Consider the following 10,645-nt stretch of genomic DNA (forward strand, 5'->3'; position numbering starts at 1 on the left):
GCCCGCTGGGCATCGGTCACCGACAACGGCGGAATCTTCGGACCCGGACGACTCATACCGAACTAACGACAAACCTCCGACTCAGGTCACTAGGCAGTTTCGTTTGGATCACCGCGCTGACCAGAGGAAGATGCCCGCGATGTGGAGTCCGGCCAGGTAGATGGTCGCGGTCTTCTCGTAGCGGGTGGCGATGCCCCGCCACTGTTTCAAGCGGTTGATGCAGCGTTCGACGGTGTTGCGCTGCTTGTATGCCTCGCGGTCGAAGGCGGGTGGCCTGCCGCCCCGGCTGCCGCGCCGCAGCCGGTGACCGCGTTGATCGGCCGGAACGGGGATGACCGCCCGGATACCGCGCTTGCGCAGGTGCTCGCGGATCGCGCGGGAGGAGTACGCCTTGTCGGCCAGGACCACGTCCGGCCTGGTGCGGGGTCGTCCGCGCCGTCGAGGAACGCGAAGGCGGGCCATGACGTGAGCGAAGGCGGGTGCGTCACCGGCCTGTCCGGCGGTGAGCACGAAGGCCAGTGGCCGGCAGTGGGCATCGGAGGCCAGGTGGATCTTTGTGGTCAGTCCGCCGCGGGACCGGCCGATGGCGTGGTCTGCCGGTTCGCTGGCTGGGGCCCCTTTTTGCGGGCTCCGGCCGCGTGTTGGTGTGCGCGCACGATGGTGGAGTCCACCGAGACTGCCCAGTTGAGGTCGTCGTCGGCGTCGGCCTGTGCGATCAGCGCGGTGAACACCCGCTCCCACGTGCCGTCGATGGCCCACATCCGCAGTCGGTTGTAGACGCCTCGCCAGTTGCCGTACTTCTCCGGGAGGTGGATCCACTGCGATCCCGTCTGGAACTTCCAGGCGATCGCGTCGATCACTTCTCGGTGGTCCCGCCACCGGCCACCCCGCCGTGGCGTCCGATCTGGGAGTAACGGCTCGATTCGCGCCCACTGCGCGTCAGTCAACGGCACACACGAACAACGACTGGCGGGGCTGGTTGGAACGGCGCCGCTGTCAGGCGGTCGGCCCAGTGCGGAGTCGCCGCGCGTCCCGCACGAGCGTGTACGAAGCGCTGAGGAAGATCACGGCTCCAGCCACCAGCCAGAGAACCGAGGCCCCAGAGCAGTACTCACGAACGGCGAAAACGAGCAGCATCATGCTGACAAGAACACCGAAGGCCGAGATCAGAGCGCTGATGCGGTTAGTCACATGGACATCATCAACGATGACCTCGGCCAGCGGAAGTGATCCAAACGAACCGGCCTAGTCACCCTCCGGCCCGCCGTGACGGCTCGTGCCGCGCTCGTCGTCGAAGCGGTGCGAGTGACGGCGCCGAGACCGCCGCTCGACGGTTGCTGCCGTGACTGTCAGAGCCGGCGTCTAGCCTTCCGGCCATGGGACTTCATATTTCGGTTGGCATGCTTCAGAACATGGCCGGCGTCGAGGAGCACGAGGCGCTCGTACGCTGGCAGGAGAGATTCGACCTTCTCAGCCGGGCCTTGGCCGATGAGGGAATCGTCTGGCAGGAGCCGGCGTTGGACGAGCCGTCACGTCTGCGTTTCATAAGTTTCCCCACCAGCCACCTGCACCACCTGCGCCGCGTCTTCGTGCTGGCGGCCCGGGGCGAGTCCGTCACGCCCGCATCGGCCACCAGCGCTGAGCAGTACGAACGCGACGAGGACAAGGTCTTCGACGAGTCAACGATGATGAGCTCCCACCTGCTGTGCCACTCGGACAGTGCGGGCTTCTACGTGCCGGTCGACTTTGACGATCCACTCTTCCTGCCGGCGGAGAAGCAGGTGGAGGGCGGCGGGATGGTCGGTTCCAGTCAGCAGCTGCTCGCCGAACTGTGCGGCTTCGCTCCCGCCATCGGAGTCCGGCTCGACTGGGACCGGCACCTCTCAGACGAGGAGAGGGCCCGCCTGGACACCGCATCCGACGACCTCTTCGACATGGAGAGGTCCGCCTGGCACCAGCTGTACCAGGTGTGCCGCACGAGCATCGCCACCGGTCGCGCCGTCGTGTTCCACTGACCGGACCGGGGACCGGCGCGGTGGTTGATGCTGCGGTTCCAGTCCCTGCCTGGCGTGAATGTCCTGTCGCGTTCGGCGCTGGTGTGGGCGAAGTGATCGTTTCCGCGGTGAATCCAGCCGCCCACACGGGTGAGTTGGCTGCTCACGCCCTGTCGCAGACCACGAGGGCCGCGCTAGACCCACTCATGTGATCAAGAACCTGATGCGGCGCGGCCTGCCCGCGTTCGTCCTCGCTGTCCTGTCTGTGCTCGGCGCCGCTCCCGCCTCCCACGCCCTGGACGCGCGGCCGGCCGCGGCTGCCACGCCCGTTTTCGACGCAGAACGGATAAGGCTCCCCGGCGGTTGAGCGAGACGTCTGACTCTCGACTCTTCCGCCGGGGAGCCTCGTTGGTGCACGGACCACGAACTCCTGGCGCACTCGAACGCCCTGGGCCGCAGGCTCCCTGCCCGAAGGAGCAGCAATTCCAGCTCTTCCATCGCTTCGGACGATGGGTCTGTCCCGTTGGCTGGACACGCCCGCTGCTCACTGACGGCAACCTCCCGGCGATGCCTTCACCCCCCGTGCGGAGATCGACACCTTGCGGGGTCGTTGTTACTGCGTCTCCCCGTTGAAGGCCCAGATGCTGAACGCTGCTCCCTGCGGGTCGCGCAGCGCAGCCAACGGCCCGACGGGGGTGTCGATCGGACCGTGAACGACGGCTCCGCCGAGTTTCCCGACGCGCTCGACGGCCTCGTCGACGTCCGCGACGCAGAAGTAGACGATCCAGCGAGGCTGGACGCCCTCGCGCTGCGGAGGGATGAGCCCGCCGATCATCTCCCCGCCCACCGTGAAGCCCGTGAAGGGGGTGCCGGCCAGATCGACGGTCGTCGTGGTGAGGCCGAAGACCTGCTCGTAGAACGCCGCCGCCGCCTCCGTGCGGGGGGTCATGAGCTCACTCCAGATGAAGGCGCCGGGCTCGTTGACCACCGTGGCGCCGATGTGGTCCTTCGCCTGCCACAGGCCCACCCCCACTCCGATGACATCCTCCCCGAACGCGACCCGGCCGGATTCCAGGGCATCGACCGGCGGCGTCAGCAGCCGGCCGCCGGCCGCCTCGAAGCCGGTCGCCGTGGCGTCGACGTCATCGACGGCGAGGTAGGTCCGCCAGGTCGCAGAGGTTTCCTGCGTCGCCGTGCCAGGGGCTGGAGAGACCAGGGCGGCGACCACGCCGTCGTTCATGACCGCCACCGAGCAGGCCGAGCCCCCGTACATCGGTCGCTCTTCGAACTCCCAGTGAAACAGCCGGCCGTAGAAGGACCGAGCCCCCTCCGGGTCGGTGGTCAGCAGTTCCACCCAATTGGGCGTGCCCTGGCGATAGGAAAGGCGGCGCGGCATCGCAGCTCCTCGTCGGTGTGGGGAAGCATCACGGACGCGAACCGGTGAACGTCGGCGAGGAGTTCAGGGTGTTCGCGCGCCGGTGCGGGAGATCTGGGCGTGGAACCCCGGTCGGACCGCGGGGAGATCGGGCGGCGGGACCGGGTATCTGGGGCGTCGGACCGCTCGTTTGCGCAGCTCAAGGGGATAGGAGGAAGGGCGAGCCATGACTCGATCCTTTCATGGAATCGAGTCTCTACTGAACCCGGAACGGTTCACAAAGAGGGGCGGGTCTGCAGGTTGCCCTTGGTGAGGAAGTCGAGGAGGATCTGGCGGCTGGTTTGCGAAGTGAGGCTGCCGTAGGCGTCGTCGAAGGCGTGTTCGGCGAAGGGCAGTTCCTTGAATGTGGTGTCTACGCCGTCGGCTCGGAGTGATGCGGCAAAGCCCTTGATGGTTTCGGGACGGGCGCTGCGGTCGCGGTCGCCCACGACGAGCAGCGTGCGTTGCAGGCCGTTTCGGATGTCGGTGGTCGGGGTGACTTCGCGGTAGCGCTCGGGGTACTGGTCAGGGGTACCGCCGGTGAAGAGTTCTGCGGCCTCGCGGGAGCCTGAAACGTTGTCTTTCCACATCTGGGTGACGTCTGTGCCGGGGTAGAAGCCGACGACGGAGGACGGGGGCTTGGGGGTGGGGCCGTCGGTGGCATGGATCGTGCCGTTCTGGAGGCGGTAGGCGGTGTTCATGGCGAGAGTGCCACCGGCAGACATGCCGCCCATGGAGATGCGGGAGAGGTCGACGCTGTACTCGTCGGCGTGGTCCTGCACCCACCTCAGGGCGGATAGCAGGTCTTGCGGGGCGGCGTTCCAGGTGGGTCGGCTGGGGGTGGCCAGGCTGTAGTCGACGGCGATGGCCGCCACACCGTGGTCGGCCAGCCAGCGTCCCGTACCGCGCAGGTCGCTCTTGTCGAAGGTGCGGAAGCCTCCGGCATGGGCAAGGAGGATGGCCGGCACCTTGCTGTTCCGGCTGCGCTTGGGCAGGTACAGGTCAGCCTTGAGCGCCTGGCCGTCGCGGGCGGCGTACACCTGGGTCGTGTCCGGGGTGGCGTTGGGGTAGGCGAGCTGACTGAAGATCTCGCCGAAGGACACCTTCGTACCCGCCTTCTGTGCGGCACTGAACTGGATGCCGCCGATGGCCAGCGCGGCCACGATGGACAGCGTGGTGACCGCGGTGAGGACGCGGCCCCAGCGCGCCAGGCCGCTGCGCCAGGCCAAGGCTCCCAGGAGGACGCCGACTAGAGCGAGGATGGCTATGTGGAAGGGGTACTGGCCGCCGAGCACTGGACCGATCACACCGGCCTTGGGGATCGCCGGAAAGTATGCACCCAGCATGATCGTGGTGGTCAGGAAGGCCACGACGGAAGCGATCAGAGCGACCACGACGCGCAGCGTCCTCTTGACCCTGCCGGGAGGGATGGCCGCCGGCAAAGCGGCCGGGCGTCGGTTTGTGAACATGGTGGTGTTCCTTGGGAATGGGTGTGCGGGAGGCGGACTAAGCCTCCGTACTGGACACCACGAGATTGGCGTTCCGGGGCAGTCCTCTGCGTCCCCCGCAGGAGCCATCCTGCGGCGTAGCCCTCCAGAGCTACGCGGGTCCGGGAGCAGCATGATGGAAATCCCTGAAATTCCGCCGGTTCCCATCACCCATGCGCGGGTGGGGCCTGGATCCGGGATGGCGTGGGCGTGTAGAGGTGCGCACGGGGCAATGCGGCGTTTTCAGCGGGCGGCGTTGCCGGGGGTGATCAGGCCGGTTTCGTAGGCGAAGATGGCGGCCTGGGTGCGGTCGCGTAGTTGCAGTTTGCGTAGGATGCGGCCGAAGTGGGTCTTGACCGTCTCTTCGGAAACGACCAGTTTCTGGGCGATTTCGGCGTTGGACAGGCCCTGGGCCACGTGTGCGAGGACTTCGGTCTCGCGGTTGGTGAGGGCGTCGATGCGCACCCCGGTCGGCCGCTTGGCGGCGGGGCTCACACGGGAGAACTCCGCGATGAGCCGTTTGGTGATGTCCGGGGCCAGAAGGGCTTCGCCCCGGGCCAGTACTCGTACGGCTTCCGCGAGCTGGACTCCGGAGGCGCTTTTGAGGAGAAATCCGGAAGCCCCAGAGCGCAGCGCCTCGTACACATATTCGTCGAGGTTGAAGGTGGTCAGGATGAGGATCTTCGTTGCTGTACCAGGGCGGGAGGCGATCTGGCGGGTGGCCTCGATGCCGTCCATGCCCGGCATCCGGATGTCCATCACGATCACGTCGGGTGTCAGTTCTCCGGCCCGCTCGACGGCCTGAGCGCCGTCTTCGGCGGTGGCGACGACTTCGATGTCGGGCTGGGCGCCGAGCAGGATGGAGAAGGCTTCCCGGACCATGGCCTGGTCGTCGGCGATGACTACGCGGATGGCCACTGGTCGATCTCCTTGCTGGTGGCGGGCGAGGCGGTGTCGGGCAGGGTGGCGGTGACCTCGTATCCGCCGTCGGGGGTGGGGCCGATGGCCAAGTCGCCGCCGAGCATCGCGGTGCGCTCCCGCATGCCGGTGAGGCCGTGCCCGGATCCGGGCGAGGTGCCGGCCGGAAGCGTGGCAGGGCCGTTGAGGACGCGCAGGCACAGAGCGTCCCGCGTATAGGTGAGTTCGATGCTTGTCCCGGCTCCGGGGGCATGGCGCAGGACGTTGCTGAGGGCTTCCTGAATGATGCGGTAGCCCGACAGTTCCACGCCCGGCGACAGCGGGCGGACCGCGCCTTCGATCCGGATGGTGGCGTGCAGGCCGGCGGCGCGCACGCTGCCGAGGAGCGCATCGAGCTGTGCGAGGGAGGGCTGCGGGCTGGTGCCGGTCGTGCTGTCGTCGGCATCCGATCGCAGCAGGCCAAGCAAGTGACTCAGTTCAGCCAGCCCCTCCAGCGCGGTGGTGCGGATCGAGGCCAGCTCGGTGACCAGCTCCGGTGGGGGGTTCTGCACCCGGTAGGGCGCGGCATCGGCCTGGATGGAGATGAGCGACATGTGGTGGGCCACGACGTCATGCAACTCGCGCGCGATCCGAGTGCGTTCCTCCAGGACGGTGCGCAGCGCCCGTTCTTGGGCGGTGGCGGCGATCTGCTTGGTGAGGCGTGAATGGTCCTGGCGGCGGCCGCGGGCCACGGCACCGATGAGCACGGCCAGACCGAACAACGAAAGCGCCCCGACGATCACCTTCCATGAGTCGACAGCGCAGCCGGACAGCTTCAGGATCACAGCCAGCAGGGCGCTCAGTACCGCCGCGGTGACTGCGGACAACAAGTACACCCGCAGCGTGAGGAGGAAGAGGACGCCCGCGTGCACCATCCACACGTAAAGCTGCCCGTCTTGGGCAGGCGGATACTCCAGCGTGATGCCGGTGAGGACTGCCATCGACAGCCACCAGGCGGGTGCCGGCCACCGCAGTGCGACCACCAGCGTGGCCGCATCCGCGATTCCCATGACCGGGGCCGTCATGTCGGCCGCCGCGGCCATCAGGGTGGCGGTGAGGCACACCAGGATGTGGGGCAGCCAGCGCAGCCAGCGGGGCCAGGCCAGCGGTGGCATGGGACGGGCGCATGTGGTGACCAGGTCGGCTCGCAAGATGCGCAGGCCAGTAGCCGTGTTGACCATGTAGGGGAGGGTGGGGCGGTCCGCCGTGGGGACGGTCGTCTCAGGCACGCGATCATTGTCGGACATCGTGAGTACTCCGGTGGGGTCCGCAAGTCAGGCGTGCAGCAATCGTGCCGGGCCCGAGCCCGGGCTCACGGTGCACGGCCGAAGGCCGAACAGGTGCGTGCCGCTCCGGGGCAGGCGCAAGCGGCATCCACAGGAGCGTGCGAGCCAGATGGCCAGCAGACCCCGGCGCGGCTGGGCAGATCGGCTTCTGCTCGCCCATGACACTTCCCTTCCAGATGGTCGCCAGAGCGACGCTACGGCGGAACTTCCTGGTCAGCATCCTGCTGGAGAGCCGTATCCGATGTAGCTCCCCAGGGGGACGAGGGTGACACGGCGACGTATCGGGGGCCTGGCCCCCGTACCGTCTCGGGGCTACAGCGCAGGTGCCCCCTGTGGTGGGACGCGGGCTACGAGGGCGGGTTCGTAGCGTCGTTGCCGGAAGCCGCTCATGGCTTCGTGCCTGAGGAAAGCCCGGGGATGTTCAGTGCCGTCGCCGGGCGAGGCGGCGGCTCATGACGGCCGGTGTAGCCGCCGTCGGCCCAGACCAGCGTGATGCGCCAGTGCCGCTCGCGCAGCCGGGCCAGCAGCCTCTGACCGGCCTCGCGGTCGGTGACGGACGCGGCGGTGACTATCACGGTCAGCAGCAGCCCGAGAGTGTCCACCACGATGTGCCGCTTGCGTCCGTTGACCTTCTTCCCGCCGTCGAAGCCTCGGCTTGCGGCCGGCACCGACGAGGCGCCTTTCACCGACTGGGCGTCGATGATGCCCGCTGTCGGCTCGGTGTCGCGGTCGGCGGCCTCACGGATCCGGTCGCGGAGCCGGTCATGCAGTTCACCGGTCCAGCCCTTGTCGCGCCAGCGCCGGAAGAATGCGTAGACGCGGTCCCAGGCGGGGAAGTCCGCGGGCATGGCCGAGGGCGCCGGCCGGGGTGCGGCCGATCCGGCCGTGGTCGGCACCGCGGAGCAGGCCATCGCACCGAGGAACGGGCCGAGGAGGAGCAGTCCCCAGGCCGCCCAGCGCAGCAGGACCGTAATGCTGGCCTGCGCACCCGTCGACCAGCCACCCACCCATTCGCCGTCGACGCGGACAGCCTGCCGCTCATCCGTGCCAGCCGCGGGGGCCGTGGCATGGGGTGTTGGACGTCGATTTGATCGCAGGAGGCTCATACCGGGCCTCCGGCCGGGTGCAGGAAGGGGTGCGGCACGCGGGTGTCGAAGGGGTGCGGCACGAGGGCGGCGCCGAGAGGGACGAGCAGACGCTGGGCACGAGTGACGCGCTCCTCGTCGCTGTCCAGGGGCTTGGCGGCGGATGCGGGCACAGTGCATCTCCAGGGGTCGGCGAGGACGATGGCCGGAAGAAGGGTCGTGGTCATGCCGTGGCCCGCAGCCGCGAGGTGCGCAGGCGTGTCAGGGCGCGGGAGCGGCGGCGCTGGCAGGCACCGGCCGTGCTGCCGCGGAGGGCGGCGGCTTGGGCGTCCGGCACACCGCTCAGATAGTGCTGCGCGAGGACCTGGGCATCGGCGGCCGGGAGGGTGCCGTCTTCCATCGCGTCGAGGAGGAGCTCCAACAGTTCCATCCGAGCTCCGTACACCTCGTCCTGGTCGGACGGTGCGCCGGTGGACAGGCCGGCAGTGGACAGGCCCGGCGGTGACGGCCGCCGCGTGCACCTCGCGGGCGCGGGCGATCTGGTACGGGCCCGGCCCGGGGTCGGCGATGCCGGCGGTATCGGACAGGTCCCCGGTAGCGGTCCCCTGTTCGGCGGCGAGTTCGGCCAGGACCAGACGCAGAGTGTCGAGGGCCAGGTTCGCGGCCGGCCGCCCGGGCCGATGGTGGATCCGACCCGATCGGGCCACCTCGTAAAGGGCAGCCACCGTCACGTGACCGACCGCCTCGCGGGTACGGCCGTAGACCGGACGGATCTGACCGCGGGTGATACGGATCGCGGCCGGGAGCATCGCCTGGACGATGACACGGGCCGCGAGTGCGGCCGACCGGTCACGGCCGGCCGCCCGGCGCAACAGGGCACGCAGGACGCAGTCGCTCAGCGGACCGCTGCCAGCTCCGGCCCCCGGGCGAAGCACCGCAAACAGACGGGCGGGGCCCTGGGAGCGCGACCAGGAACCGGTCACCGCCATGAGGTCGTCCGTCAGCCAGCCGGTCACCACCTGCTGGACGGCCCGGTCGGCGCACACCGCTACCCAGTCCGCGTCCAGCCGGCCGAACAACCCGCCACCGGGAGCGGGGTAATGGACATAGTCGTGCACGGCACGTCTCCTCTCGGATCCCATGCCGTGAACACTCCTCAGACCGGCTTGCCCAAAGGCATGCCCAACCCCCGAAAAGCCCAGATGCGGGGCTTGCCCACCTCACGGGCAAGCCGTCCCTGACCCATTGGACAAGCCTGCCAACGCCGGGCAAGCCCCGCCGTGACCGATTGGGCAAGCCCCCCGAAGCCGGGGCAAGCCCTGCCGTAATCGGGCCATGCAACCCGGGCAAGCCCCCATGGCGGTGGGCAAGCCCCCCGTGGGCAAGCCCGCACCCTGGGCGTGCTGAGGCTTGCCCAGTGGCCGCCGGCCCCGCCCCGGGGTGTCGATGGCCAACGGGAAAACGGTCACGACCGCAGACCGATAAACCGCCGACCAGTCACCGGCCACAGGCGCCTGGACCGGTCACAGCCTGACCGATGACCGTTCCACCCGTGACCGACCGCCGGGAACTGTCACACCAGGTCCCCGAACTCCCCGCAGTAGCCGCTGACCGATATCGGTCAGCGGCCACCCAGGGGGCGGCCGGTCAGCCACTGACCGACCGCGGGGCCACGTAGGCCAGGCCTACCGCAGGATCGCCCGCCAGGGCACCGACAGGGCAGAGGCCGGCCCCGCGGAGGTCTGCCAGCACCGACTCCAGAACCTCGTACATCAGCAGCCCACCGGTCCCGGGGACCACGCCAAATCGCCGAGCAATCAAGGCGGCGAGCCGCCCGGCCGCCGGGAAGCGTGCGCACTGCCCGACGAGCCCCAGCCGGCCTCGCACAGACCTGCCGGCCCGGCCACCGGTGCCCGGCGGGTGACATCGCTGCCCGCATCTCCCCCAGGCGTCCCTCAAGGGCGCCGGACCCCGCTCCGCAGCCGTGCCCTCCTCCGGGTGCGGGACGGCCGCGGGAAACACCGGGGTACTGCGGCCGCCGCGAGCGCCCTGCAGCCCGCAGCCCCGCCGAACAGTACGAGGCTGCGAGGGGGGATGGCCGCAGTGGCAAGGAGCTGAACGGCAGGCCGGCAAGACCGGCCTGGCCATCAGAGCATCGAGCCTCTTACTCCGGCTATCGCGGAGTAAGAGGTGTCGTCGTGGGGACCGGGCTTGCCCACCGGGCCTGACCAGACACGATGTCCAAGTTCACGAAAAGGGGGTCCACACTCTCGGCAGTACCTCCGGTCAAACCCTGAACACACCCCTGCAAGCAACGGTTCAGCCCCCTTAGACGTCATCTCATTTGGTGAGTCTTCGGTAGCAGATGAGGGTGCAGGCGATGCTGGTGAAGGCGAGGAAATGCTCGGCCTTGCGTTCGTAG

General features: G+C 68.8%; 10 protein-coding genes and 1 pseudogene. 2 read left to right on the forward strand and 9 right to left on the reverse strand.

Annotated elements, in window-relative coordinates; genetic code table 11:
- Nucleotides 1–108 precede the first annotated feature (108 nt).
- Both ACZ45T_RS38800 and ACZ45T_RS38805 read right to left on the reverse strand, forming a co-directional pair.
- A pseudogene (locus tag ACZ45T_RS38800) lies at nt 109–953 on the reverse strand (IS5 family transposase).
- 43 nt (nt 954–996) lie between these two features.
- Nucleotides 997–1,191, reverse strand: coding sequence for a hypothetical protein (locus ACZ45T_RS38805; RefSeq protein WP_468449144.1), 195 nt, complete (start codon nt 1,189–1,191; stop codon nt 997–999).
- 209 nt (nt 1,192–1,400) lie between these two features.
- Here ACZ45T_RS38805 and ACZ45T_RS38810 point away from each other — a divergent pair, with 209 nt between their 5' ends.
- Both ACZ45T_RS38810 and ACZ45T_RS38815 read left to right on the forward strand, forming a co-directional pair.
- Nucleotides 1,401–2,015, forward strand: a complete 615-nt coding sequence (locus tag ACZ45T_RS38810; RefSeq protein WP_468449146.1) for a hypothetical protein — start codon at nt 1,401–1,403, stop codon at nt 2,013–2,015.
- 187 nt (nt 2,016–2,202) lie between these two features.
- The gene (locus ACZ45T_RS38815) at nt 2,203–2,361 is read left to right on the forward strand and encodes a hypothetical protein (RefSeq protein ID WP_266552879.1); all 159 of its coding nucleotides are present in this window, start codon (nt 2,203–2,205) and stop codon (nt 2,359–2,361) included.
- Nucleotides 2,362–2,607: 246 nt separating this feature from the next.
- Here ACZ45T_RS38815 and ACZ45T_RS38820 read toward each other — a convergent pair whose 3' ends face one another.
- From ACZ45T_RS38820 to ACZ45T_RS38850, 7 genes are all read right to left on the reverse strand, one after another.
- The gene (locus tag ACZ45T_RS38820; protein ID WP_361913548.1) at nt 2,608–3,390 is read right to left on the reverse strand and encodes a VOC family protein; all 783 of its coding nucleotides are present in this window, start codon (nt 3,388–3,390) and stop codon (nt 2,608–2,610) included.
- A gap of 254 nt (nt 3,391–3,644) precedes the next feature.
- Nucleotides 3,645–4,877 (reverse strand): alpha/beta hydrolase, encoded by a 1,233-nt coding sequence (locus tag ACZ45T_RS38825; protein WP_468449149.1) that lies wholly within the window; start codon nt 4,875–4,877, stop codon nt 3,645–3,647.
- Between the two features lie 261 nt (nt 4,878–5,138).
- Complete coding sequence (locus ACZ45T_RS38830; protein WP_266553300.1) at nt 5,139–5,777, reverse strand: response regulator; 639 nt, start codon at nt 5,775–5,777, stop codon at nt 5,139–5,141.
- Between the two features lie 20 nt (nt 5,778–5,797).
- On the reverse strand, nt 5,798–7,081 hold the full coding sequence (locus ACZ45T_RS38835) for a sensor histidine kinase (RefSeq protein WP_468449151.1): 1,284 nt from the start codon (nt 7,079–7,081) through the stop codon (nt 5,798–5,800).
- A gap of 443 nt (nt 7,082–7,524) precedes the next feature.
- Nucleotides 7,525–8,145, reverse strand: a complete 621-nt coding sequence (locus tag ACZ45T_RS38840) for a transposase (RefSeq protein WP_468449153.1) — start codon at nt 8,143–8,145, stop codon at nt 7,525–7,527.
- Nucleotides 8,146–8,240: 95 nt separating this feature from the next.
- Nucleotides 8,241–8,450, reverse strand: a complete 210-nt coding sequence (locus ACZ45T_RS38845; protein WP_468449155.1) for a hypothetical protein — start codon at nt 8,448–8,450, stop codon at nt 8,241–8,243.
- On the reverse strand, nt 8,447–8,653 hold the full coding sequence (locus ACZ45T_RS38850; RefSeq protein WP_468449157.1) for a hypothetical protein: 207 nt from the start codon (nt 8,651–8,653) through the stop codon (nt 8,447–8,449). The genes ACZ45T_RS38845 and ACZ45T_RS38850 overlap by 4 nt, the downstream gene beginning before the upstream one ends.
- Nucleotides 8,654–10,645: the final 1,992 nt, after the last annotated feature.

It is taken from the genome of Streptomyces sp. NPDC030995 (genome assembly GCF_055571215.1).